Source organism: Cyclobacterium sp. SYSU L10401 (assembly GCF_010993705.1).
Lineage (GTDB): Bacteria > Bacteroidota > Bacteroidia > Cytophagales > Cyclobacteriaceae > Cyclobacterium.
In genome coordinates, this window is record NZ_WOFO01000017.1 from 36,564 (window position 1) to 63,442 (window position 26,879).

The 26,879-nt window shown below is 43.5% G+C and carries 18 protein-coding genes and 1 tRNA gene; 15 read left to right on the top strand and 4 right to left on the bottom strand.

Annotated elements, in window-relative coordinates; genetic code table 11:
* Nucleotides 1-54 precede the first annotated feature (54 nt).
* From GL182_RS23680 to lpxB, 9 genes are all read left to right on the top strand, one after another.
* Nucleotides 55-3,264, top strand: coding sequence for a UvrD-helicase domain-containing protein (locus GL182_RS23680; protein ID WP_163382471.1), 3,210 nt, complete (start codon nucleotides 55-57; stop codon nucleotides 3,262-3,264).
* Nucleotides 3,265-6,141 (top strand): PD-(D/E)XK nuclease family protein, encoded by a 2,877-nt coding sequence (locus GL182_RS23685; protein ID WP_163382473.1) that lies wholly within the window; start codon nucleotides 3,265-3,267, stop codon nucleotides 6,139-6,141.
* A 54-nt stretch (nucleotides 6,142-6,195) separates the two neighbouring features.
* Nucleotides 6,196-7,365: a response regulator gene (locus GL182_RS24370; protein WP_240469948.1), complete on the top strand. Its 1,170-nt coding sequence runs from the start codon at nucleotides 6,196-6,198 to the stop codon at nucleotides 7,363-7,365.
* A 55-nt stretch (nucleotides 7,366-7,420) separates the two neighbouring features.
* Entirely contained in the window at nucleotides 7,421-8,218 is a 798-nt protein-coding gene (locus GL182_RS23695; RefSeq protein WP_163382476.1) for an MlaE family ABC transporter permease, read from the top strand.
* A 1-nt stretch (nucleotide 8,219) separates the two neighbouring features.
* Entirely contained in the window at nucleotides 8,220-8,972 is a 753-nt protein-coding gene (locus tag GL182_RS23700; RefSeq protein WP_163382478.1) for an ABC transporter ATP-binding protein, read from the top strand.
* On the top strand, nucleotides 8,969-9,937 hold the full coding sequence (locus GL182_RS23705; RefSeq protein ID WP_163382480.1) for an MlaD family protein: 969 nt from the start codon (nucleotides 8,969-8,971) through the stop codon (nucleotides 9,935-9,937). Before GL182_RS23700 ends, GL182_RS23705 begins: the two co-directional genes overlap by 4 nt.
* 134 nt (nucleotides 9,938-10,071) lie before the next feature.
* A complete protein-coding gene (acnA, locus tag GL182_RS23710) occupies nucleotides 10,072-12,855 on the top strand; it encodes an aconitate hydratase AcnA (RefSeq protein WP_163382482.1) in 2,784 nt (927 codons plus the stop codon).
* A 327-nt stretch (nucleotides 12,856-13,182) separates the two neighbouring features.
* Nucleotides 13,183-13,602, top strand: a complete 420-nt coding sequence (locus tag GL182_RS23715; protein WP_163382484.1) for a 6-pyruvoyl trahydropterin synthase family protein — start codon at nucleotides 13,183-13,185, stop codon at nucleotides 13,600-13,602.
* A 30-nt stretch (nucleotides 13,603-13,632) separates the two neighbouring features.
* Nucleotides 13,633-14,748, top strand: coding sequence for a lipid-A-disaccharide synthase (lpxB, locus tag GL182_RS23720; protein ID WP_163382486.1), 1,116 nt, complete (start codon nucleotides 13,633-13,635; stop codon nucleotides 14,746-14,748).
* A gap of 22 nt (nucleotides 14,749-14,770) precedes the next feature.
* Here the strand turns inward: lpxB and clpX are convergent, their stop codons facing one another.
* The 4 genes from clpX to GL182_RS23740 all read right to left on the bottom strand — a co-directional run bounded on the left by clpX (nucleotide 14,771) and on the right by GL182_RS23740 (nucleotide 18,256).
* Nucleotides 14,771-15,997: an ATP-dependent Clp protease ATP-binding subunit ClpX gene (gene clpX / locus GL182_RS23725; protein ID WP_163382488.1), complete on the bottom strand. Its 1,227-nt coding sequence runs from the start codon at nucleotides 15,995-15,997 to the stop codon at nucleotides 14,771-14,773.
* Between the two features lie 7 nt (nucleotides 15,998-16,004).
* A complete protein-coding gene (locus GL182_RS23730) occupies nucleotides 16,005-16,676 on the bottom strand; it encodes a ClpP family protease (RefSeq protein WP_163382490.1) in 672 nt (223 codons plus the stop codon).
* A gap of 82 nt (nucleotides 16,677-16,758) precedes the next feature.
* Complete coding sequence (gene tig, locus GL182_RS23735; RefSeq protein WP_163382492.1) at nucleotides 16,759-18,087, bottom strand: trigger factor; 1,329 nt, start codon at nucleotides 18,085-18,087, stop codon at nucleotides 16,759-16,761.
* Nucleotides 18,088-18,174: 87 nt separating this feature from the next.
* Nucleotides 18,175-18,256: transfer RNA gene (locus GL182_RS23740), tRNA-Leu, on the bottom strand.
* Nucleotides 18,257-18,498: 242 nt separating this feature from the next.
* Here GL182_RS23740 and GL182_RS23745 point away from each other — a divergent pair.
* From GL182_RS23745 to GL182_RS23770, 6 genes are all read left to right on the top strand, one after another.
* Nucleotides 18,499-20,718 (top strand): RelA/SpoT family protein, encoded by a 2,220-nt coding sequence (locus GL182_RS23745; RefSeq protein WP_163382494.1) that lies wholly within the window; start codon nucleotides 18,499-18,501, stop codon nucleotides 20,716-20,718.
* A 57-nt stretch (nucleotides 20,719-20,775) separates the two neighbouring features.
* A complete protein-coding gene (locus GL182_RS23750; RefSeq protein WP_163382496.1) occupies nucleotides 20,776-21,273 on the top strand; it encodes a Fur family transcriptional regulator in 498 nt (165 codons plus the stop codon).
* Entirely contained in the window at nucleotides 21,270-21,614 is a 345-nt protein-coding gene (locus GL182_RS23755) for an STAS domain-containing protein (RefSeq protein ID WP_163382498.1), read from the top strand. The genes GL182_RS23750 and GL182_RS23755 overlap by 4 nt, the downstream gene beginning before the upstream one ends.
* A 115-nt stretch (nucleotides 21,615-21,729) precedes the next feature.
* Nucleotides 21,730-23,001: an adenylosuccinate synthase gene (locus GL182_RS23760; protein WP_163382500.1), complete on the top strand. Its 1,272-nt coding sequence runs from the start codon at nucleotides 21,730-21,732 to the stop codon at nucleotides 22,999-23,001.
* Between the two features lie 243 nt (nucleotides 23,002-23,244).
* Nucleotides 23,245-25,566 carry a PKD domain-containing protein gene (locus GL182_RS23765; protein ID WP_163382502.1) on the top strand — a complete coding sequence of 774 codons (2,322 nt, stop codon included), beginning with the start codon at nucleotides 23,245-23,247 and terminating at the stop codon, nucleotides 25,564-25,566.
* Nucleotides 25,566-26,591 carry a type IX secretion system membrane protein PorP/SprF gene (locus GL182_RS23770; RefSeq protein WP_317167830.1) on the top strand — a complete coding sequence of 342 codons (1,026 nt, stop codon included), beginning with the start codon at nucleotides 25,566-25,568 and terminating at the stop codon, nucleotides 26,589-26,591. The genes GL182_RS23765 and GL182_RS23770 overlap by 1 nt, the downstream gene beginning before the upstream one ends.
* Nucleotides 26,592-26,879: the final 288 nt, after the last annotated feature.

The window sequence follows — 26,879 nt, forward strand, 5'->3', positions numbered from 1 at the left end:
TGACTTGACATCGTAGCTGTTATCCTACTGTTTTAAAATTCCGGTTTTTCGTTGATGCAAATGACTCCCTTTCAAATTTATAAATCTTCTGCTGGTTCAGGAAAAACCTACACCCTGACTACTGCCTATCTGAAATTGGCCCTGGAGCAACCTACTGCATTCAGGCAAGTGCTGGCCGTTACCTTTACCAATAAGGCAACGCAGGAGATGAAGGAGCGGATAATAAAAGAACTGAAAAGAATCAAACACAGGGTAGATCCTCAGCAGCAGATGGACCAGGATCTCCTGGAAAAATGGCACCTGGACCCACCTGAATTAGCACAAAGGGCTTCCGGGGTTTTGACGGCCATTCTGCATGATTATTCGGCCTTTTCAGTAAGCACCATTGATAGTTTTTTTCAGCGCGTAATCCGTGCTTTTGCGAGAGAAATAGACCTGCAGGCCAAATTTGATGTAGAGATGGACCTGGAGGCTGTCATGTCCAGGTTGGTAGATCGCCTGATGCTGCGGGTAGTGGATGATCCGGAACTGCACCGTTGGATGGTAGATTTTTCCATAGCCAGAATCACGGACGGGGGATCCTGGGATATCAGAAAGCCCATTCATGATTTGGGAAAAAAAATGTTTCAGGAAGATTTTAAAAACGTCCAGCATGAAGTCAAAGCCTTTCTGGAAGAACCTGATATGCTGCATCAGTTCAGGCAGCAATTGTATTTAAAAAAGAAATTGATTTTCGAGCAGGCACATGCCATGAAGGATCTGGCTACGCAGATCAGGCAGCAACATGGCCTGAATTGGGAGGATTTTACGGGGGGACAAAAAACCTTTGCCCGCTGCTTTGATCAGTTAGGGGCCCCTTTGAAGCCTATACCGGAACTTTCGGATGCCCAAAAAAAGAAGATAGGTGATCCGGACGGATGGGCCACCAAAACAAGTAAAAATAAAGCTGCCATTCATGCAGCCTATCATGACGGACTGGGAGACCTGCTGGCCAAAATGGAATCTCAGGAAAAGGAATGGATTACCCTGGAGGTCATTTCCAAAAACTTGTACGTATTTGGATTGTTTGGATACCTGCTACAGGAATTGGCAGAGCTGAAGGATGAGGAAAATTTATTGTTGATTTCAGAAACCAATGATTTTCTCCGCTCCATCACCGCTGACAATGAAGCTCCCTTCATTTATGAAAAGGTGGGCAATCAATTTCAGCACTTTTTACTGGATGAATTTCAGGATACCTCAGGCTTTCAATGGGCAAGTTTCAGGCCTCTGCTCATCAACTCCCTGTCAATGGGTAAGAAGAACCTGATTGTTGGAGATGTAAAGCAATCCATCTACCGATGGCGTGGGGGAGAAATGAGGCTGCTTATGGAAAAGGTAGAGCAGGAAATAGGGCATTTCGGGGTGTCAATAAAACAATTGGCTACCAATTACCGCAGCTTGCCCCAGGTGGTTTATTTTAATAATACCTTATTCAGGCAACTTTCCAGACTTTTGGCTGATTCCTTGTCCGCAAAACTGGGTTCCGATCATGGGGAAACCATCCGGAAGGCCTATGCCGAGGTGCACCAGCATGTGGCGCCACGACAAGCCGAAAAGGGAATCTCCGGAAAGGTGAAATTGGAATTTATTGCACCCGAGGCAGATCAGTCCTACAATGATAAGGTTTTGGGCGCCTTGCCCGGTCAGGTGGAGCAATTAATGGCCCTTGGATACAGGTTGAGGGATATTGCCATTCTGGTCAGAAAAAACGGCCAGGCAGCAGAAATTGCAGATGCCTTTATGTTGCATGGACATAAAGAACCAAACCAACGCTACGAAGTGCTGTCTGACGAAGCCTTGTTTTTACATAAATCTTCTGTAGTGAAATGCCTCCTGGCGGCCTTAAAGGCCATAGATGATCCGGAGGATAGATTGTCCGAAAGGAGTATCTGGATCCATTGGGCCAGAATCGGGGGAATTGAATTGGGTTCTGAACTTTTCGAGGAAGGGTCCATGCCTGAAAACCTGAAGCCGCTTCGGGAAAACTTTATCCTCAAAATGCCATTATTCAGGCGATTGCCTTTAATGGATTTGTTGGAGGCAGTGGTTGATTTGTTAGGTTTCAATGAGGAATTGCAGGAAAAAGCTTACCTGTCCGGACTGAAAGAAGCTTTTTATGATTTTGCAGAAAAAAACAGAGCTGACCTGGGGAATTTTCTCGAGTGGTGGGAGCAGCAAGGGCATAAAAGGACCATAAAACTCCCGGAAGCTCACGACGCCATCAGGATTTTAACCATTCATAAGTCCAAGGGGCTACAATTTAAAGTGGTCTTATTGCCCTTTTTGGATTGGAAGCTTTTTGATACCGCCAAGGATAATATCGTTTGGGCACGCTATAACTGGGATAAAAATCACTCTCAGGTCACCATACCCTTAACCTTGAGGAATAATTTACTAAAATCCGATTTTGCCTCTATATTTCTGGAAGAAAGTCTGCTTCATCACCTGGATAATCTGAACATGCTATATGTGGCATTTACCAGAGCTGAGGAGGTCATCTGGGGAATGACTCCCCTAAAGCTTAAAGAGGGAAAGGGTACAGCAAATTTAAGCACAGTGGCGGATTTGTTGATTCAGGCCATGAGTCTTCCATCAGTAGCAGGCATGGAGTTGGATCTTCCCAGCCATTTTGACCAGGAAAAGCAGCTGTTTGAAACCGGGGAATGGCACTCCTTACCCCCGATAAAAGAGCCAAAGAAGGATATTCAACCTTTGCTCTGGCAATACAGGCCCTGGGAACAAAGCCTACAGGTAAAAAATGTTTTTGGCAGTTTTGAGGATGCCGGATTATTCAGAAAAAGGGACTTTGGTTTGCTGGTTCATGCCCTGATAGAAAGATCAAAGGATGTTAAGGATTTTATGTTGGAACTGGATACGCTTTATTTTGAAGGGGGAATTGATGCAAAGGAAAAGAAGGCGCTTGAAAGTCAATTTATAGAACTCTGCAAGCTGGAAAAGTTTAGTGGCTGGTTTGATGGCAGACACAGGGTTTTGACAGAACAAGGCATTTTGTTGCCGGGTGGAGAAAGCAAAAGACCAGACAGGTTGGTTTTTAAAGGGAAGAGAGTGGAAGTAGTCGATTTCAAGACGGGTAAGGAAAGCAAATTACATAGTCAACAGATCATTGGATATGTGGACCTGGTCAGACAAATGGAAAAAGAAGCGGAAGTGGAAGGCTATCTCTGCTACCTTGAGTTGGGCTCAATAATTAAAGTGAATTAAATGAATGGTTTTTTAAAACAGACAGCGCGTACGCTTTTGCAGCGCGAGGGAGGCTTAAAGGGAGTAAAAGTCATTTTGCCGAATCGTCGGGCAGGCTTGTTTTTTAAAAAATACCTGGGGCAATTGATCGCAAAACCCATTTGGATGCCGCAGGTAGTTACGATTGAGGACCTTTTTTATGAAATTGCCCGGAAAAGACCGGCCGATAAACTGCGGCTGATTTACGAAATGTATCAGGTCTATTCCTCCCTGTCTCAGGTGGAAGAAAGTTTTGACCGCTTTTATTTTTGGGGAGAAATGATACTGAAGGATTTCAATGACCTGGATCAGTTTCTGGTCAATCCTGAAAAATTATTCACCAATCTCAAGGAGCAAAAGGTTCTGGAAAGTGACTGGAGCTTTCTGAATCCGGAGCAGGTGGCCCTGATCAAGGCTTTTTGGGCTTCATTTGAAGAAAGGGACCAATACCATCAGGAAAAATTCCTGAAATTCTGGGATCTGCTCTTTCCGCTATACCTGCAATTCAATGCCAGGCTGGAGAGCAGGGGACTGGCCTATGGAGGAGGCATCTACAGAGAGGTGACACAAGGCTTGTCAGACATGGATGCACCTGGAGCCCATCATGTATTTGTCGGTTTTAATGCTTTTACAACCACGGAAGAAAAACTGATCAAACATTTAATTTCCCAACATGGAGCGGAAATATTCTGGGACATCGACAGCTACTACCTCAGCGACCCGGCCCAGGAGGCAGGACTTTTTTTCAGGGATTACCAGAAAGACCCGGTTTTTGGTCCAACCTTTCCTGAAAGTATACCCCGACAAATTGAGGAGAAAAGGGCCCCCGTAAAAACCTATACGGTACCTTTAAAGATCAACCAGGCTAATGTAGTAGCCGGCCTTCTGGAACAAGTGGTAGCAGATAAGGAAAACTGGGAAGAAACAGTGGTGATTCTTCCTGAAGAACAGCTGCTCTTTCCCATATTGAATTTGTTACCAGACAAGGTAAATCGGGTGAATGTTACCATGGGGTATCCCGTAAAACAGACTCCCGTCTATACCTTTCTGGAAGCAGTGCTGGAATTACAGCGCTACACAAAATCAGAAAATGGGGAGGTTATGTTCTACCACAAACCAGTAAGGGAACTGCTCCATACGGTATATCTTCGGGAAATCAATCCGGATTTTGTGGCACAGCTGATAGAGGAATTGACCCGTACCAATACCATATACCTGCCAGCAAAGAAATTGGTCAGAGGAGGGGCGCTTTTTTCACTGGTTTTTCAAAAATTAACCTCATCAAACCTATTGGAAGTGGTTTTGGATCTGATCCGCAAGCTGGCTGCCGGACTGGATGAGCAAAGCATGGAGCAAAGCTACCTGTTGCAATGTTTCAAACAAATGAACCGGCTCAAGGATATTTTCGAGCAGGACATCAGAGAGGAAGTCAGTGTAGAATTTTTTATCCGGATTTTCAGGCAGGTCTTTGGAGAAATAAAATTGCCCTTTCAGGGTGAACCCCTGGAAGGGCTTCAGCTCATGGGCGTTTTGGAATCCAGAAACCTGGATTTCAAACGAGTGATAGTCTGTAACATGAATGAAGGAAGTTTTCCTCCCTCCAACAGCATGAATTCTATGGTGCCGTTTAACCTCAGGCGTGCTTTCGGAATGCCTGTTCAGGAGCAAAATGATGCCATTTATGCCTATACATTTTATCGTTTACTCCATCAGGCAGAGGAAGTTCACCTGCTGTATACCACTGCTGGATCCAATGGTCAGGTGGGTGAAAAAAGCAGGTACATTCATCAATTGCAGATCGAAATGGCTCATGAGGGCCTTGTAAAAGAGGATGAGGTGATACATGTACCTGTCAATTTGACCTCAGCCGGACCCATTACCATTCCCAAGGATGCCAGGATCATGGATTTTTTAAACAGGTACACAGACAGGATTTCCGAAGGTCAGCAACCCATTACATTTTCTCCTTCAGCAATTAATATCTGGCTGGACTGCCGGCTGAAGTTTTACCTTACCTATATCGCAGGTCTGGAGGTACCCGAAGAGGTACAGGAAGAGGTAGACCCCGCCATATTTGGTAACCTGGTTCACCTTTCTTTGGAAAATCTGTATGGAGGGTATTTGCAAACCAAACATAACCGGCGGGTAGAAGCAACAGATATTGATAGACTTAAGGATTATATATATCCGGCAGTGGAAAAGGCCATCTTCACCCAGTATTTTTTGGAAAACAAAGAGGGGTACAAATTAACCGGACAGCTGACCATTGCCAGGGATGTGCTGCAGAAATATCTACTAGGGGTACTGGAAAAAGATGAAGCAGTGGTGCCATTTGAAATCATATCGCTGGAAGCAGCCCGGAAATACAAAGCGCAGTTGCCGGTAAAGACATCCGACGGGATATCCATGGTTTCCCTGGGAGGAATTATTGACAGGGTGGATAATATCGGAGATTCCATCAGGCTTATTGATTACAAATCGGGGGCAGACAAGAAGGAATTCAAAAGTGTGGAGAGTTTGTTTGACAGGAATGACAAATCCAGAAATAAAGCAGCCATGCAGACCTTTTTTTATGGTCTGCTTTATGAGGCCAATTTCCCTGCCAACCGTTTACCCCTCAAACCCGCCCTGTTTAATCTCAGGGAAATCTTCAAGGAAGACTTTAATCCTTACCTGCAGGAAGTAATCGGCAGGGGGGAAAGAAAAGAAGTCAATGATTACGGGGCATACAGAGAGGAATATGTGGCAAGGCTTAAGCTAAGCCTGGAAGAAATATTTGATCCCAACCAGGTTTTTGATCAGACAGAGGACCATCAAAAATGTCAGTTTTGTCCTTTTTCAGCAATATGTTGCAGATAGGTAAAGCTTTAATTTACAGACTTATTTATTATATTTACGCCTTTGATTTTGAAAATGAAACCAACCATTCAAACAGTTTGGGTATTTGGAATAGGATTAGCGGGAGGAATGGTGATTTTAATTGCTCCTTATTTGTTGCGAAGCTTCAACCTGATACCTCAGAGTACAGATTCCTGGCAATTTATCAGGAATTACGGGTTTATATCCAGTTTTTTTTTAATAGGGTATTCATTCTTCTTTTTTCATTCCATCAAGAGAATCAGGGATTTGGAAGCAACTACCCGCTTTCAGATATTCAATAAATTGCCAAATTGTGTTTGGGTGTTTTCTCAAGAGAGCCAAAAGCTGGTCATGTCAAATGAGATGGCATCCACTGTTTATGGCATTGAGGAGAATGACAAATCAGCGGAAATATTCAAGTCTCAGTTTTATGACTTAAAAATTGCGGAAAAAGTACTTGGTGGGAAAAACCAGGTGTACCGAAACATCGTGATGATTGATAAGTTTTATGAACCCAGATATGTAGATCTATTTGGGATACCCTTTAGACGCAGGCGGGAAAACCTGGTATTGGTAATGGTGGTAGATCATTCGGAGGTTCACCAATCGCTGAATCAAATCCAGAAATTGTCTCAGTCCCTTATGGTACAAAACCAGCAGTTAAAGGATTTTTCATTTATGAATTCACATAAAATCAGGTCTCATTTGTCAAATATCCTTGGGTTGATCAGCGTAGAAGAAAAAGGCCTAAGTGGGAAGGCCATGGAAATGCTGAAAGTTGCAGCCGGTAATCTGGATAGTGAAGTTCAAAAAATGAATAAATTATTGATGGAAAAAAACTTAAATGGAAAAGAGGTGGAGCAAAAAGAGCAGCGGATCGTATTCGTGGATGACGACAAGGTGCAGCACATGATCAACAAGAGGGTTTTACTTAAGGTAAACAAGCACCTTAAATTGTTCTTTTTTGAAAACCCTTATGAAGCTTTGGAATGGCTGGCCATTCATCCGGCGGATGTGTTATTACTGGACATCAATATGCCTGAAATGGATGGGTGGTTTTTTCTGAAATTGATGGAAGAAAGGGGCATCCGCCTGGACGTAAAAATGCTCACTTCTTCGCTTGATCCCGATGATTTGGAAAAAAGCAAAACCTTTGATCAGGTAAGTGGATTTTTAATTAAGCCATTAAAAGATGAAAATATTGCGGAATTTTTGGCCAATTAGAAGTATTGATTGATTTTTGTATTCATATTGCAATTAAAACTAAAACGACCTTTCTATGGCGGGTGACCCCAATAATAAAGATAAAGTAATCGGGAAGCGTATTGATAAATTTTTTATCGGACTTGAGAGTGCCTACAAGTTTGTTAAAAGGTTTTTTCAGGAAGTTTGGTTTCCTCCCTACGAATTCAAGGAAGTCATTCGGCAGTGTTACCAAATTGGTTGGAATTCCCTGCCTTTGATTTCCCTGACAGGGTTTATTGTAGGGGTGGTGTTTACCAATCAGTCCCGGCCTTCTCTTGCCGAATTCGGGGCAACTTCCTGGCTTCCGGCTTTGATTTCGATTGCTGTGGTACGGGCCATGGGGCCTTTGGTGACCGCTTTGATTGCTGCCGGTAAGGTGGGATCGAGTATTGGGGCCGAGATAGGATCTATGAAAGTGACCGAGCAGATTGACGCCATGGAAGTCTCTGCCACCAATCCCTTTAAGTTTCTGGTGGTATCGCGGGTACTGGCAAGTACATTTATGATTCCGATATTGGTATTGTACACCGACTTTGTAGCGCTATTGGGAGCTTTTGTAAACGTTCATTTTAATGAAATGGTGAGTTTGAGCACGTTTTTTGTACAGGTGTTTGATGCCATATCCTTTCTTGATGTGTCTTCCTCCATGGTGAAATCCCTGTTTTTCGGTTTTACTATTGGTATTGTAGGCTGTTACAAAGGTTATAATTCAACCAAAGGAACGGAAGGAGTAGGAAAAGCAGCCAATTCTGCGGTGGTTATGGCCATGTTTTTAATTTTCATTGAAGAGTTACTTTCTCTACAGGTAACCAATTTCTTTAGACAATTGTAAGATGAGAGAAACCGTAATACAGGTAAAAAATCTGGTCAAGTCCTTTGGAGATCTGGATGTATTGAAGGGTGTAGACCTGGATTTATATAGAGGGGAAAACCTGGTAGTCCTTGGAAAATCAGGAAGTGGAAAGTCTGTACTCATCAAAATCATGGTGGGTTTGCTCACACAAGATGAGGGTTCGGTGATGGTATTGGGTAAAGAGGTAAAAAATCTTCGCCAGAAGGAACTCAATGAATTGCGCCTGAAAATTGGATTTTCCTTTCAGGCCAGTGCCTTGTATGATAGCATGACCGTAAGGGAAAACCTGGAATTTCCCCTGGTGAGAAATGTCAAAAACCTGAATAAAGCGGATAAAGATAAGCTGGTGGAGGAAGTTTTGGACAGTGTAGGGCTTTTGGCTACCATCAACCAAATGCCATCGGAACTTTCGGGAGGTCAAAGAAAAAGGATAGGAATAGCCAGAACCCTCATTTTGAAACCCGAAATCATGTTGTATGATGAGCCAACAGCGGGACTGGATCCCATTACCTGTATGGACATCAACAACCTAATCAATCAGGTGAACGAGAAATACCAGACAACCTCAATTATTATTACACATGACCTTACCTGTGCCAAGGTAACCGGAGACCGCATGGCAGTACTGCTCGATGGTGTCTTCGGGGCCAAGGGAAAATTTGAAGAAGTGTTTGAGCAAGCACAGGATGGCAGAGTTAAATCATTTTATGACTATAATTTCATCAAACAATGAGAAATGACAATAAAAAATCGGTTACTGTCGGCATATTTGTGCTGGTAGGAATCATTATCCTGGTTACTGGAATTCTTACCCTGGGTGCGCAGCAAAAAGCCTTCGTTAAAAGCATTAGGGTGTTTGCTGTTTTCGATGATGTAGGAGGACTGCAGACAGGCAATAATGTTTGGTTTTCAGGGGTAAAGATTGGTACCGTAAAAAAGATTAACTTTTATGGGAATTCTCAGGTGGAAATCGAATTGAATATCGAGTCCTCAGCCAAGGATTATATCAAAAAGAATTCAAAAGCCACCATCAGCTCAGATGGTCTGATCGGAAATAAAATTATCGTCATTTATGGCGGCACGGGGGATGGTCCTTCGGTGGAAGAAGGAGACAGACTCACGGCAGAAATGCCGCTGGATACCGATAAAATGATGGAAACCCTGCAGGTAAACAATAATAACCTGGTTTCCATCACAGAAGACCTGAAAGTGCTTACCCAAAAAATTGCCAATGGAGAGGGTATTGTAGGTTCCATGCTTACCGACAGTACCCTGGCCCGGGATTTCAGACAAATGATGGACAACCTGGAAAGTACGGCAATCAATAGCAACCGGATGACATCGGAATTGGCCGATTTTTCCAATAAGCTGAACCAGAAGGGGGGGCTGGTGGATGATTTGATCAATGATACCACGGTTTTTGCCAGCCTTAGGAATACAGCCAGGGGATTGGAAGCTACCGGAGCAGAAGTAAACCATGCAGCGGCCAACTTTAATTCGGCCAGCGAAAGCCTGAGCCAAAACGACAATGCGCTGGGCATGTTACTGAATGATGAAGAATTTGCTGCTTATTTAAAAAGTACCATGAGCAACCTGGATACAGGCACGGTCCGTATGAATGAAACGTTGGAAGCCATGCGCTATCATTGGTTCTTTCGGGGAGCTTTTAGAAAAAGAGATAAAGCCAACGAAGAGTAAAACATCAAAAGCGGAGTATCTTCCGCTTTTTTTATGTTCCATATTTGTCAAAAAAAACTTATATTGGTGCGACAGGGTGATTTTATCCCTGTATCAGAAAAAAATCTTTTTTTATCATTAAATCTACTTGAAATATGCCTAATGATCCTTATAAAATCATAAAGAAACTTCCTACTGCTCAGGGGGATCTCCGGTACTGGAGTTTGAAAGCCCTGGAAGAGCAAGGATATCCTATCAAAAAACTGCCATTTTCCATCCGTATACTCCTGGAAAATGCGCTTAGAAATTTCGATGATTTTGCGATTACCAAAGAGAATATAGAAACCCTGCTGAACTGGAAACCAGCCGCCTCTGAAAAGGACATTCCCTATAAACCTGCCCGGGTGCTGATGCAGGATTTTACCGGTGTTCCGGCTGTGGTGGATATTGCCTCCCTGAGGGCTGAGGCTGTCAGGAAAGGGAAAGATCCGGGAAAGATCAATCCACTCATTCCTGTAGATTTAGTAGTAGACCATTCGGTACAGGTAGATTTTTTTGGAACCAATTATTCCTACAAGAGGAATGTGGATGTAGAGTATGAGCGGAATGGAGAGCGGTATGAGTTCCTGAAATGGGCACAAAAATCCTTCAATAATTTTGCAGTAGTGCCTCCTGGAATGGGTATTTGTCACCAGGTGAACCTGGAGTACCTGGCCCAGGGAGTAATAGCCAGGGAAGGGAATGTGTTTCCGGATACCCTGGTGGGGACAGATTCCCATACCCCCATGGTCAATGGAATCGGTGTCGTAGGCTGGGGAGTAGGCGGGATTGAAGCGGAAGCAGCCCTTCTCGGTCAGCCGATATACTTTATTATGCCGGAGGTGGTAGGGCTTAGACTTACCGGATCCCTGCCCCTGGGAACCACTGCTACGGATATGGTACTGACCATTACCGAATTGTTAAGGCGAAATGGAGTAGTGGGCAAGTTTGTGGAAGTTTTTGGTCCGGGTTTGGATAATTTATCAGTTCCGGACAGGGCTACTATATCAAATATGTCTCCGGAGTTTGGATGTACAGTTACCTATTTCCCCATTGATGACAGGACATTGGATTACATGTCCAAAACCAATCGTTCAGAAGCACAGATAAAATTGGTTGAAGAGTATACCAAAGCCAACATGCTTTGGAGGGCTAATGAAGATGAGATCAATTATTCCACAGTAGTCGAATTGGACCTTGGAACAGTCGAACCAACCGTATCAGGTCCCAAGAGACCTCAGGATAAAATCCTCATGCGGGAGTTTAAGGAGAAATTTGGTCACCTGCTCAAAGAGGTGCACGGGAGAGAATACATTCCCATTGACAAAAGAGATGATGTGGGCAGGTGGTATGCAGAAGGTGGGGGAAATCAACCTGTCAAAGACCAAAAGACAAATGTTAACACGGATGTTGAAATCGAAACCAAGGTCAAAAATGGACTGAAGTCAGTGGTCATTAAACTCCACAACGAGAAATTTGCCTTGCATGATGGTTCCATTGTGATCGCAGCCATTACCTCCTGCACCAATACATCCAATCCAAGTGTGATGATAGGTGCTGGTTTGATAGCCAGAAAAGCCAGAGAAAAAGGGCTGGATGTAAAACCATGGGTCAAAACTTCCCTGGCACCCGGATCAAAAGTGGTGACGGATTACCTGGAAAATGCAGGTTTGCTGGATGATTTGGAGGCTTTGCGCTTCCATGTAGTAGGCTATGGATGTACCAGTTGTATCGGCAACTCCGGCCCATTGCCCAGGCACATTGCCAAAGCAGTGGAGGAAAATGACCTGGTAGTGGCTTCCGTCTTGTCCGGAAACAGAAACTTTGAGGCAAGGGTACACCCCCAGGTGAAAATGAATTACCTGATGTCGCCCATGCTGGTAGTGGCGTATGCCTTGGCAGGAAGGGTGGATGTGGACTTAAACAATGAGCCCCTGGGATATGACCCCAACCTCGAGCCGGTATACCTCAAGGATATCTGGCCATCCAATGAAGAGATTTTCGAGGTATCCAACAGGGTACTCTCTCCCAATGATTACAAAAAAAATTATGGGGAAATTTTTGAAGGAAATGAACAATGGCGCTCCTTGAAAGCACCAGAGGATAAAGTTTATCAGTGGTCCGATAAGTCTACCTATATCAAAGAGGCCCCTTTCTTTAAGGGTATCTCAGAGACGGTAACAGAACCCAGTGATATAGAAAGTAGCAGGGTGCTGTTGAAACTTGGTGATTCCATTACCACGGACCACATCTCTCCTGCAGGTTCATTCTCTCCCAACTCCCCTGCCGGCAAATACCTGATAAGTAAGGGTGTAGAGCAGGCCATGTTCAACTCGTATGGTTCCAGAAGAGGAAACGACGAGGTAATGGTCAGGGGTACTTTTGCCAATGTGCGCATCAAGAATCAGCTGACCGGAAAGGAGGGGGGATATACTACCCATATGCCTTCCGGTGAAGAGATGACCATCTATGAGGCTGCCAGCAAATACCAGGAAGATCAGGTACCATTGATCGTGCTGGCAGGCAAGGAATACGGGAGCGGTTCCTCCAGAGACTGGGCAGCCAAAGGGACGACCCTGCTTGGAATCAAGGGTGTGATTGCAGAAAGTTATGAGCGGATTCACCGTTCCAACCTGGTGGGTATGGGTGTGCTTCCCATGCAATATACCAAAGGACAATCAGCTGCATCACTGGGTTTAACCGGTAAAGAAGAAATATCCATTAAGGGAATAAAAGAAGGCTTAAGCCCATTGAAAGTACTGAAAGCCACGGCAAAAAAGGATGATGGATCAGTGGTTAATTTCGAGGTAATCGCCCGTCTGGATTCAGCCATTGAGATTGAATACTATAAGAATGGAGGCATTCTCCACTATGTGTTGCGGCAATTCCTTAAAGCTTGACACTGCAGCTGGATTGATTGAATAAAGCAGTATCATTCCTGGAATGGTACTGCTTTATTTTTTAAGGGTGGACTCAAATCTCTGGTCTGCCTACCTGTCTTCGAGAGTTTTTTCTGCGAAGAAGGACTTGTATAATTTGCGGAGGAGTTTGTTTCTGATATTTAAAGGTAAGCAGGCCATCTTATCTGCTGATCAGTCTCCTGGGAGTAATTGACCGCTTTGTAAGTAGCAGGTAAATCACCAGGGCTGGGCTTATTTTGTTTTGCCACAGACAGCCGGGAATCTTTTTATTTTTTGTTTAACTTTGCAGCCTAATTGAAAATTGAGATGGTACACGTTTGTAGGAAGGAGCACTTTAATGCAGCGCATAAACTGTGGAATCCGAAATGGTCTGAAGAGAAAAACAAATCCGTTTTTGGTCCCTGTGCCAATGAAAACTGGCACGGCCACAACTTTGAGTTGATTGTCACCATCAAGGGAAGGCCGGATGAGGATACCGGATTTGTGGTGGATTTAAAGCAGCTGAGTACCTTGATCCGCAGGGAAGTCATCGACAAAGTAGATCATAAAAACCTCAATGTAGACGTACCCTTTATGGCTGGAAAAATGGCCAGCTGTGAAAACCTGGTCATGGAATTCTGGAAAATACTGCAGCCATTGGTGGGCGAACTGGTCAAGGAAGGAGGCTTGTACAAGCTTACCCTGTATGAAACTCCCCGTAATTTTGTGGAATACTATGGTGAATAGCCCCAATCGCAACCAACAAACTTCAGTCTGGTGAGATATTATATTATCGCAGGCGAGCGATCCGGCGACCTGCACGCATCCAACCTGCTCTATTCCCTGAAAAGGGAGGACCCCCAAGCGGAATTTCGAGGCATGGGAGGGGACTACATGCAGGCAGCGGGTTGCCACCTGACAGCTCATTACAGGGAAATGGCCCTAATGGGCTTTGTTGAGGTGCTGCTTCACTTCAGAAGGGTTTTCAGATACCTTGATTTAATAAAAGCTGACTTGCTAAAACACCGGCCGGATGCACTAGTACTGGTTGATTTTGGCGGATTTAACATGAAGATGGCGGCATTTGCCAGTAAAAACGGGATACCTGTTCATTATTATATTGCGCCCAAAGTCTGGGCCTGGAACCAAAACCGGGCATTTAAGCTAAAGAAACGGGTCGATCACCTTTACTGCATCTTGCCATTTGAACCCGAATTTTTTGAGAAATTTGATTGGCAGGTGGAATACGTAGGTAATCCGCTGTTGGATGAGAAGGAGAAATTTCAACCCGACCCCGATTTTTTGCAGAGGAATAGGCTGCAGGCAGGGAAACTGGTGGCATTGCTTCCAGGAAGCAGGAAGCAGGAGATCAACCAAATGCTCCGAACCATGATTCATTTAAAAACAGAATTTAATGAAGTAGATTGGGTGGTGGCAGGCGTAAGAAACCTTCCGGAGGAAGTTTACCAGGAGGCCATGGCTGCCGGACTGAAGGTAGTTTTTGACCAAACATACGATGTATTGCATCATGCCCGGGCTGCTATAGTAACTTCTGGTACGGCTACCCTGGAAACGGCCTTGTTTAAGGTGCCCCAGGTGGTGGTATACAAGACCAGTGGGATTTCCTATGCCATTGCCAAAAGATTGATCCGGGTGCCTTACATTTCCCTGGTAAATTTAATTGCCGGTAGAGAAGTGGTAAAAGAGCTGATTCAGGATGACTATAATCCGGCTTCCGTGAAATCTGAGTTACAACAGATCCTCGCCGATGGTCCGGTGAGGACAGAAGTATTGAAAGGTTATCAATTACTTTTTGACTCAATAGGCCATAAAAAAGCCTCGCAGGAAACTGCAAGGCTGATTTATACAAGTTTGGGAGGAAAGACCTCCTGATAAAACCATTCAGGCCACGGCTTTATGCTACCTGAAGCTTTTTAAATTTTGATTTTTCAAATTGAGAGTTGGCATAGTCACGGTCGATGATCAGGGTTTGTTCTTCTTCTATGGAAGGGAACTCATACATGGCATCGGTGATAATGGCTTCACAAATTGACCTCAGGCCCCTGGCCCCCAGATTGAATTCCACTGCTTTTTCCACGATAAAGTCAATTCCTGATTCCTCAAACTCTAAGATGACATTTTCCATTTTCATCAGTTTGATGTATTGCTTCGTCAATGCATTTTTAGGTTCTGTGAGGATTCTTTTCAGGGTAGCCTTGTCTAGCGGATCCAGGTGAGTAATGACAGGCAGCCTGCCGATCAATTCCGGTATCAGACCATATGCCTTGAGATCCTGGGCCGTTACATATTGCAATAAATTGTTTCGATCAATTACTTCAGCATTGGTTTTTTTGCTGAAGCCCATGGGTTGGGTATTCAGCCTGCTGGCAATGTGTCGGCCAATACCGTCGAAAGCACCACCACAAATGAAAAGAATGTTCTCTGTATTGACAGAGATCATTTTTTGATCCGGATGTTTTCTTCCTCCCTGTGGGGGAACGTTTACGGTTGTGCCTTCCAGCAACTTGAGCATGGCCTGCTGTACACCTTCACCGCTGACATCCCTTGTAATGGAAGGATTGTCTGATTTCCTGGCAATTTTATCCAGCTCATCTATGTACACAATGCCCCTTTCAGCTGCTTCTACATTGTAGTCTGCTGCTTGCAATAAGCGGGTAAGGATACTTTCTACATCTTCACCTACATAGCCGGCCTCTGTGAGCACGGTGGCATCTGCAATACAAAAGGGGACTTCAAGTGTTTTGGCAAGTGTTTTCGCCAGGTAAGTTTTACCGGTTCCGGTGTCTCCTACCATGATGATGTTTGATTTTTCGATCTTTACATCATCATCCATTTCTTCTTTTTGCCCCAATCTCTTGTAATGATTGTATACGGCTACTGTCAGCACCTTCTTGGCCTCCTGTTGGCTGATGACATACTCATCCAGGTAAGCGGTCAGCTCCTTGGGCTTTTTCAGCTTGAATTTTGGCTTTTTGGAATGTTTTTTCGTTTTGTCCTCTTCACCCAAAATCTGAAAAGCCTGTTCGATACAATAATTACATATATGAGCAGAAATACCGGAAACCATCAGGTCCACGTCTTTTTTATTTCTGCCACAAAAGGAACACGTTACTTGAGCCATCCGGTATTTATTTTTCTTTTTTCGTCAAAACTTCATCTATCAAGCCATATTCTTTGGCATCAGAAGCCCTCATCCAGTAATCCCGGTCTGAGTCTTTTTCAATTTCCTCAATAGATTTGCCGCTATGGTTGGCCAGAATCTCATACAACTCCGCCCTTAACTCCAGAATTTGCCTAACAGATATTTCCATATCTTTTGATTGACCCTGCATACCGCCGGAAGGCTGGTGGATCATGACACGGGAGTGTGGTAATGCTGCTCTTTTTCCTGCAGCTCCCCCTGCCAGTAACACTGCTCCCATAGAAGCTGCCAAACCGGTACAAATGGTGCCTACTTCCGGGTTGATGTATTGCATGGTGTCATAAATACCCAAACCCGCATAAACAGATCCGCCGGGACTGTTGATATAAAGCAAGATATCCTTTTTGGAGTCTACTGACTCCAAAAACAAGAGCTGAGCAGTGATGATATTGGCAATATGGTCATCCACAGCAGTGCCTAAAAAGATGATCCTATCCATGATCAATCTGGAAAATACATCAATTTCCCTGAAATTGGTGGGTCTTTCTTCGATGACTGCCCGTGTCATGTTTTCGACCCCTTGCGTATATTGGTCAAAAGTATTGCCACTGATGCCCTGTCCTTTTACTGCGAATTTTCTAAATTCTTCTTTATTCATTTTTTGCTTTCTTAATGATAATGATACAAAAATAAAAAAAGCCCTTACAAAAGGACTTTTTAAGAACAAATAATTTCTTTAATTAGTTTTCGAGGAGTTCTTTAAACTTTTCCACGGCTATTTTTTCCTCCTTGATATTGACCTTGTTTTTTACAAAATCGAGTACCTTTTCATTTTGTACAGCTGTGAGCATCTGCATGTAGTTTTTACCTTCATTGCCTTGCAGGTAATTTTGAAGGAACATGTCCATGTTTTCTTCCATTTGGGAGCCCATACCCGAGGAAGCGAGTTGTTCACGGATCATTTCCTTGGTCTTTTCAATGACATCTTCGTGTTCCGCCTTGATTTCGTTCTCCTTGGCAATCTGGTTTGAGAGCAAAGACCAGGTCAGTTGCTTGGTGTAGGCTGGAAATTCGTTTTCTACTTCTTCTTCACTGAATTTCCCCTCATTGGCACGGAGCAACCAGTCTTTCAAAAATTCCTCAGGTAGATCCAGCTTATGGTTGGCTACCAGGCTATCTTTTAATTGCTCCTCATTGAATAGCTTGACCTCTTTCTGGTAATTTTCAGTTAATATGGTTTTGATTTTTTCCAAAAACTCTTCTTCTGTGGATACCTGCTCCGGACCGAATACCTTGTCAAATAACTCCTGATCTAATTGTGCTTCTTCGGTTCTGTTGATATTCTGTACTGTAAAAGTAAAGTCGCCTTTCAGTTTCTCGGCATCTTCCTTGCTGATATTCAGTACTTCAGCCAAATCTCCTTTTATCGCTTTGGAAGGATCAAATGATATGACATCCTCCTTTTTGACTCCTACAAACTTTTTCAATGAGCGTCCGTCCATGGCATTCAATGGCAGGGAAAGGGTTTCCTCATAAGAACCATCTTCTGCTTTCAGATCGCCGTAGAGAAAGTCATTTTCTTCACTGACCTCCGGATTGGACATCTTTCCATATTGCTTCTTGATATTGTCCAGGGCTTCATTCACCTCTTTATCAGAAAGCTCCACCTGGTAATTTTTGGCATCCAGTTTTTGATCCAGGTTTACATTGATTTTTTCTACAAAACCGATTTTATATTCGAAAGCAAATTCTTTTTGTTTTTTCCAATCGATGGTCTCACCTTCTTCTTCCTGCGGAATCGGATCACCCAAAACTTCAAACTCCTGTTCCTTTAAATAGTCGTTCAGGGTCTTGGATAAAATATTATTGATTTCTTCTACCAGTACAGAGGTGCCATACAGGTTTTTTACCATAGCAAAGGGAGCCTTGCCTGGACGGAAGCCTTTGATGTTGGATTTTTTGGCATAGTCCTTTATTTTGGCATCAACTTTTTGCTGGTAATCAGCCTCATTAATTTCTATTTTGACTAAAGCCTCATTGGCAGCATGTTTGTCTAATGTAATTTCCAAGGGATTTGTATTTAATGTTTACCAATAACAAAAACCCTCCATCCTGAAATTTTAGTAAAATCAAGATCGAGGGATTCTAAAAGGGTGTGCGGATGGAGGGACTCGAACCCCCATGCCTCGCGGCGCTAGATCCTAAGTCTAGTGCGTCTACCAATTTCGCCACATCCGCTAAATGTTAAGATAAGAATAATGATAAGTCTTTAAACTTATACGCTTAAAACTTAAATAATCTGAAAATTCTTCAGCTCACTCAAATAAAGTGCCACCACTTCTTGATTGCAACCCCGTTTTTTACGTGGATGCAAAGGTAATCATCAATTTTAAAGTTTCAATAACTTGATCCAAAAAAATTACAAATATTACTTTAGAATTTGATTCCTTCAACTGGAATAATTTTATAACTTGTACCATATGATCAAAGTTGATATAGAAGAAGAGCGAAAGGAAATACTCAAACGGTACCGCAAACTTTTGAAGGTAGCCAAGCCATTGCTCAAATCCGGGGATGCCAAACTGATCAAAAAGGCCTTTAATGTGTCTAGTGATGCGCATAAGGAAATGCGGAGAAAATCTGGTGAACCTTACATTTACCATCCGCTTGAAGTGGCACTGATCTGTGTGGAAGAAATAGGGCTGGGAACCACCAGCATCATCGCAGCCTTGCTTCATGATGTAGTGGAAGACACCGATTTGGAGCTGGATGACATCGAAAGGGAGTTTGGGACCAAGGTGGCGCAAATCATAGATGGCCTTACCAAGATTGCTGGTGTTTTCGATTACGGGACATCCCAGCAAGCAGAGAATTTCCGAAAAATGTTGATTACACTTTCAGATGATGTGCGGGTAATCCTCATTAAATTGGCTGACCGGCTAAATAACATGCGCACATTGGATGCCATGCCCAGGCACAAACAATTAAAAATAGCCTCTGAAACCAAATTTCTTTATGCCCCCTTGGCACACCGACTGGGGTTGTATTCCATTAAATCTGAATTGGAGGATTTGCATTTAAAATTCATGGACCAGGAGGCTTATGGGTACATCGTTAAGAAGATCAATGATTCCAGGATTTCAAGAAATAAATTTATCAAAACCTTTATTGCGCCCATAGAAAAGGAACTTGAGGATCAGGGTTTTAAATTCGTCATCAAAGGAAGGCCGAAATCTGTCTATTCCATCTACAATAAAATGAAATCCCAAAACATTCCTTTTGAAGAGGTTTATGACTTGTTTGCCATTCGGATCATTATCGACACCGAGTATGAAAATGAAAAGGCAGATTGCTGGCAGGTATATTCCACGGTCACGGATTTTTACCGACCCAATCCGGATAGACTCAGAGATTGGATAAGTACCCCAAGATCCAATGGATACGAATCCCTTCATACCACCGTGATGAGTCAAACCGGGCAATGGGTAGAAGTTCAGATCAGGACCCAACGCATGGATGATATAGCAGAGCGGGGTTATGCCGCTCATTGGAAATACAAGGAAAAAGAGAATGCCCCGGAAAAAGCGGCAGGAAGCCTGGACGAATGGATCACTCAGGTGAGGACCTTACTTGAAAACAATGATGGCTCAGCCATAGAGTTTATGGATGATTTCAGGGGAAATCTCTTCCAGGATGAGGTCTTTGTTTTCACGCCAAAAGGAGACCTAAAGGTTTTACCCTTTGGTGCCACCGCCCTGGACTTTGCCTTTGAAATCCATTCTGAGGTGGGGGCAAAGTGTATAGGGGCCAAGGTCAATCAAAAATTGGTTTCCATCGGCCATAAATTGAAAAATGGTGATCAGGTGGAAATTCTAACTTCCAATAAACAAAAACCCACTGAGGACTGGCTCAAATCGGTGGTTACTTCCAGAGCAAAAGCAAAAATCAAAGATGCCCTGAAAGAGGAAAAAAAGGGCTACATGCTGGATGGGAAGGAAATTGTTCAAAGGAAGCTCAAGCAGATGAAAATTGATTTTTCATCAGAGGTAGTGGAGCAGCTGAGGGCCTTTTTTGAAACCAAGACCACCTCCGAATTTTATTATAAGGTGGGAAGGGGGATCATTGACCCCACAGCCATCAAAACTTTCAGGGATTTTAAGCAAAAAAAGAAATCCAGGAAAGGGCCATTGCTGCATGTTACCGATGAAAAATCATTTACCAAAGAGATCAAAAACCTGAAAGGTCCGGAACACGATCAACTCTTGATAGGAGAGGACATGGATGTGGTGGATTACGTATTGGCAAAATGTTGTAATCCCATTCCCGGAGATGATGTTTTTGGCTTTGTGACCGTAAATGAGGGAATTAAAATCCACAGAACTGCATGTCCCAATGCCCTTGAATTGCTCTCCAATCATGGAAACCGGGTCATCAAAGCCAGGTGGACCAGTCAGCAGCAGATCGCGTTTTTAGCAGGATTAAAAATTGTGGGTACGGACCGGGTAGGTTTGATTAGCGATCTCACCAAAGTCATTTCTAATGAATTAAAGGTAAACATGCGTTCCATAACGGTGGATTCGGATAGCGGAATCTTTGAAGGCAGCATCAAATTGTATGTACACAGCACCAACCATCTCGAAAATTTGATTGAAAACTTATCCAGGGTACCGGGTGTTTTAAAAGTATCCAGGTTCGATTAGACAGGGAAGGCACCCATATTCAAATAAGAACCGTATATTTGTAAAAAAAATGAAAGTATGGCTTCAAATGAAAGTCTTTACGAAAAGGTAAAGAAAATATTTACTGCCTATCTGGAAAACAAGAAGCTCAGGAAAACCCCGGAAAGGTATGCTATTTTAGAAGAGATTTACAGCAGGGGAGGGCATTTTGATGTAGAAGGGCTGTATATAAGTATGAAAAATAAAAATTACCGGGTAAGTCGGGCCACAGTTTACAATACCCTGGACCTGCTGGTGGAATGTGATCTGGTCACCAAACATCAATTTGGAAAGAACCTGGCACAGTATGAAAAGTCTTATGGTTACAAGCAGCATGATCACCTCATTTGTACGGAATGCCACCAGGTGAAAGAATTTTGCGATCCTCGTATTCAAAATATTCAAAACACAGTCGGAGAGGTGTTGAATTTCACCATTATTCACCACTCCTTGTTGTTGTATGGCAATTGTACGGATGAGAATTGTGAATTTAAAAATGAAAACGCAGCAGAAAAAAATCTAAAACCCAGTCGATGAAAGCAGCATTTGAATCCTATATAGAAAACAAAATTTTGGTTTTAAAAATTAAGGGGGATTTGATCGGAGATGAGTCTGGTCCTCATTTAGTGGGCTTGGTTTCAGATGGTATTCAGGAGGGTATTCAAACTTGTATCGTTGACCTCAGTGAGGTAAGGTATATCAGTTCCAGCGGGATTGGTGTTTTGATTACCATATTAACCAAAATGAGAAACAAAGGCGGGGAGGTTTACCTGACTTCACCTTCCGAGCATGTGAAGAAACTGTTGATCATAACCAAGCTGAATAATATTTTTAATGTTTTCGACTCTTTGGAAGAAGCACTAAATCAATCAAAATAGACTTATTAACCTTTTTCTCCTGAATAAATTTTGGTCTGGAGTTGTATGTTTTTACAATACTGGCAATCTTCACGGCTGATTTTAATCAAGGGCTGTATACTTATTTATAAAAAAAATGAAAATGGATGTTCTTTTAGGTCTCCAGTGGGGTGACGAAGGCAAGGGAAAAGTTGTAGATTACCTAGCGCCTGCTTATGAAATGGTGGCCAGGTTTCAGGGAGGCCCAAATGCCGGTCATACCCTGGAGTTTGACGGAATCAAACATGTGTTACACCAAATACCCAGCGGTATTTTCAGAAAAAATATCCACAATATTATTGGAAATGGTGTGGTACTTGATCCCGTGGTATTGAAGCGAGAAATTGAAGCCCTCAAAAAGTTCAATATCGACTTTAAAAAAAACCTGGCCATCTCCAAAAAAGCAACTATCATATTGCCCACACACAAACTTCTGGATGCAGCCTACGAGAAGTCCAAGGGGGATAAGAAAATCGGTTCTACGCTGAAAGGCATAGGGCCTACCTATCAGGATAAAATTGGAAGGGTAGCCTTGAGGGTGGGAGACATGCTGGCTCCTGACTTCAGAGAAAAATACCTGGAACTTTCCGACCGGCACCGGTCTATTCTGGATTATTACCAGTACAAGCTCAACGACCTGCCATCTCTTGAATCTGAGTTTTTTGAGGCGGTTACATTTTTCAAATCCTTGAATCTGGTAGAGACGGAATTCGAAGTAAATGCGGCCATAAAATCGGGTAAAAAGGTCCTGGCAGAAGGAGCCCAGGGATCCCTTTTGGACATAGATTTTGGAAGCTATCCCTATGTCACCAGCAGCACCACCATGACGGCTGGTGCCTGCACAGGCTTGGGGGTTCCACCGGCTGCCATTGGGGAGGTATTTGGAATATTCAAGGCTTACTGTACCCGGGTAGGGAGCGGTCCGTTTCCCACCGAATTATTCAACGAGGAGGGGGAACAGATGAGAAAAGAGGGCAATGAATTTGGCTCCACTACTGGAAGACCAAGAAGGTGCGGCTGGCTCGATTTACCGGCATTGAAATATTCCATCATGATCAATGGGGTAAGCCAGCTTTTTATGATGAAAGCTGACGTGTTAAATAATTTTGAAGAGATCAAAGTATGTACCGGGTATGAACTCCCCGATGGGTCCACTACGGATCACCTGTTTCCAAGTGGCACGGATGCGTCATTTAAGCCTGTATACAAAACTTTGAAAGGCTGGAACTGCAGCCTGAATGAAGTGGAGCATTACATGGATTTTCCGGAGGCACTAAAAAATTACGTTGAATTCCTGGAACAGCAGCTCGAGGTTCCCATCAATATGGTTTCGGTGGGTCCGGATAGAAAAAAAACCATCTTAAAGTAATAACGCTTTTTCCCCATTGAAAAGGGCTTCTTTTATTTTTATAAAGGGAGCCTTTTTTGATTTATTTTTTATTTGCCTATCTTAACTACCGGATCTTGCCAAGGAAAAGGTTACCGGCCAGTATTTGATCATCATTCAGGGGCATGAATAGAGTAAACCTTTTCATCACCAAATGGCTTATAGATTCAAGGTGCCGGGTAATTCCAGCAACTGACTCAAAATGTGAACATCCCGGATTGAAGCATGCCTAAAATATACCTGATTGCTTTTCTCATAGTCACTATCTTCTTGCCTTATTCAGTAAAGGGGCAGCAGGGATTTCCCTATTGTGAATCCTTTCAGGGACAAATAGAAAGGGAACAAACCGTTTTTGGGGGAGATGCCAGGTTATTTGATGGGGTTCTCAGGCTTACGGAAGCAGTGATGGACCAAAGTGGCTATGTCTACATCGATATTCCCTTTTCTTCCAGATTTGGAGTCAAAGCCTCATTTGAATATTTTAGTTACGGTGGGGATGGGGCAGATGGGCTTACCGTTTTTTTGTTTGATGGTGCCAGTAATTTCTTTGCTCCAGGCGGCTTCGGAGGATCTCTTGGATATGCTCCCAGAATGGGTGGTACGGGTTTAACCCGGGCTTACATGGGAATAGGTTTTGATAGTTTTGGTAATTTTGGCAATACTTCAGAAGGTAAAATAGGAGGCTTTCCGGGCCAGGCCATTCAGCTTCATCCCAACAGTATTGTGGTAAGAGGACCCGGTCAGGGAACCAATGGTTACCCATTTGTTGCAGGTGTCAAAACAAACGAAGGAGGCATGCTTGGATTGCCAGAAGATCAGCGTTTTCCCATTAGCTCTGGTGGTATAGGCACCAGGAGGGTAACCGACCCTGATCAACCCGGGTATCGGAAGGTTATTGTCAAATTACGACCAAAAGATTCTGGTATAGGTTTCGAATTGGATGTAGAGATGATCTTTACTACTGTCAGGGGAAACCCCAGACAAATTAGCCTACTGGAAAATATTGATTACCCTTATCCTGCACCCGAAACCTTGAAAATTGGATTTGCTGCTTCTACCGGAGGACAAACGAATATCCACGAAATACGCAACTTGTTGGTAGAAGTGGCTGACGAAGACAATCTTCAGCAACCTGAAGCCGCTCCTTTGGAAGACTTGGTTGTCTGTCTGGGACAGGAAAATTTCCTGGAGTTGCCAGCAGATTTGATTCAATTGAAAAATGATAACTCCAGGATCAGCTGTATGAATTTCTTTCAAACACAGGAGGAAATTTCTGAACAGATCGCAGATCCATGCCTTCAGGATGATTGCGAGTCAAGGGTATTGCGTTTGCAGGAAGGTGATTTCAAATATCTGGGACAGGGCGGACGGTTTTCATTCACTCCGGATGAGGAATTCAGTGGGGATGTGGTACAGGTGTTTTACACGGTCACCGACAATTATGGGAAGACATCAACCGGTGATCCGTTAACCCTTCGCGTTAATGAAGCTCCGGATCCGGTAACTGTTTTCATCAATGACCTACCATTAGATTCACTGGCAGCGTGTCCAGGTGATGAGGTGGAATTAAGCCTTTATTCGGCGGACGAGGTATCAGAACTGGAATGGTACCTGGATGGGGAATTGCTGGAGGGACAAACTGGTTTAGATCTTACCATTACCGGGCCTGGGGAGTATCAGGCCAGAGCAATTTCTGCACAGGGTTGCCCGTTGATTTCCGGGTCCGTTGAAATAAACTATCCGGAATTCCCTGGGTTGGAAATTCCATCTACCATATTTGTTTGCCAACCCGACCTTTTTCCGGATATCAGGTCTTATATCACCGCATTCGACGGTGATCTATTCGACTACCAGATTGAAAATGAGGCAGGGGATACTTTCGAAAATCAAGCAATTCCGGAAATAAACATGGAAGGCTTGTATTATTTACGTGTAAAACCAAAAGAGATCGATTGCTGGTCTGATCCGGTTACATTCAGGCTAAGTGTTCCTGATGAACCGTTGGAGGCTTCATTTGATTATGTGCTCAATGCCACAGGGCTTAAGGAGGAGGCTCCGGAGGGAATTTTAGCCGATGACAGGATTCGGTTTCTGGATCAATCTTCCGGTTCTCCACAAAGCTGGCAATGGGATTTTGGGGATGGTAATACCAGTAATCAGAGGTCTCCGGCACATGTATTTGGTGACAAGGGAGAATTTTTGGTGACGCTAACTGTGCAGACAGGTCCTGATTGTGAAGCGAGTTATCAAATGTTGATCACGATTACCCGGACCTACCGGGTGATGTTTCCTTCAGGCTTTACGCCAACCCGGGAGGAGGATAATTTCTTTATTCCCAAAACCAAAGCGATTGCTGAAATGGATCTGAAGATTTTCAGTGCCTGGGGCGAGTTTTTGTACCAGACTACGGATCTAAATGGGGATGGTTGGGATGGAACCCTGGAAGGTAATCCCCTGCCGCCTGGCACTTACGCCTACCGAGCAGATTTTTTAACCACCAGAGGGGAGCAGGTAACCCGTTCAGGAAAATTTCTATTAATACGGTGATGAAAAACATGCACATAGTGGCCCTTCTGTTTTCTGGACTGGTTTTGCAACGACTTGAAGCCCAGGACATGCAGTTTTCCCAGTTTTATGCAGCTCCCATTTATTTGAATCCAGCATTTACTGGAAGTACAGAATGGACCAGAATAGGGGTAAATTACAGGAACCAATGGCCTGGCCTGGACCATAGTTTCAACACATTTTCTGCTTATTTTGATCATTTTATTGATCACAGAAACAGTGGTATAGGTGTCATTGCCAATGGTACCCGGGATACCTTTGCCCAGCTGCAAAACATGGAAATAGGCCTCACATATGCCTATAGGGTTCAATTGGGGGAAGAACGGTTTTTGCATGCCGGCTTTCAGGCTAGTTTTGTCAATAGGAATGTCAATGTGGAAAGTATCATTCTTGGAACGCAGTTAGACATAGACAGAGGAATTGTGGTAGGTGAAGGAATCAATTGGGTAACGGATGTCAGCCAGAGAAGCCATGAAGACATCAATGCAGGTTTGTATTATTATGATGATAAATTTTGGCTGGGAATGGCTGCACATCACCTCACCAGGCCCTATACCTCATTTCTTCAAATGGATGAAAACAAACTTTCGGTCCGGTATGCTGTTCATGGGGGAATTACCTTTGATCTATTTAGCCCCGCTATCGGAGATGTAATCAACAATACTTTACAGGAAAGGAACTTGTCATTGGCATTCAATTACAAAAGACAGGGACTTTTTGATCAGCTTGATTTGGGTGCAGAGTTGTTTTATGCGCCGGTAATGGTGGGAATTTGGTATCGGGGCTTGCCAACCAAAAATGCCTTACCGAACAATGAGGCTTTGATAGCACTTTTGGGGTTTTCCCTGCCCAACGACCTGCAGGTAGGCTACAGTTATGACTTTACGATTTCCAGGCTGGGCTGGAGAAATTCAGGTGGTGCCCATGAGTTATCTGTGCGCTATACTTTTCGAAATTACAAAACGGGTAAAAAGCATGACAGGGCCATACCAGGATTCAAATATTAACCCGTTTAGACAAGGCTGTAAGTGCTTCAATATTTTTCTGCTTGATAGTCAGATATTTTGAACCATTCTCTTACTTTTATTTGTTAAATCCATTGGGAACTGGAAAAAAGATATCATCTTTGTGATCCCAAAAGGGGGAAAAGTGAAGGGATAAAGTTTAGGGTTGAAAAAGTTTTAAATTTCACACTAAATATTTTGCGGGGGTAGAAAAACTGATTACCTTTGCACTCCCTTACAGAAAAGCAGTTAAAAAAAGGCTGTTAGGAGTAAGGTCAACCCGGCAGGAGA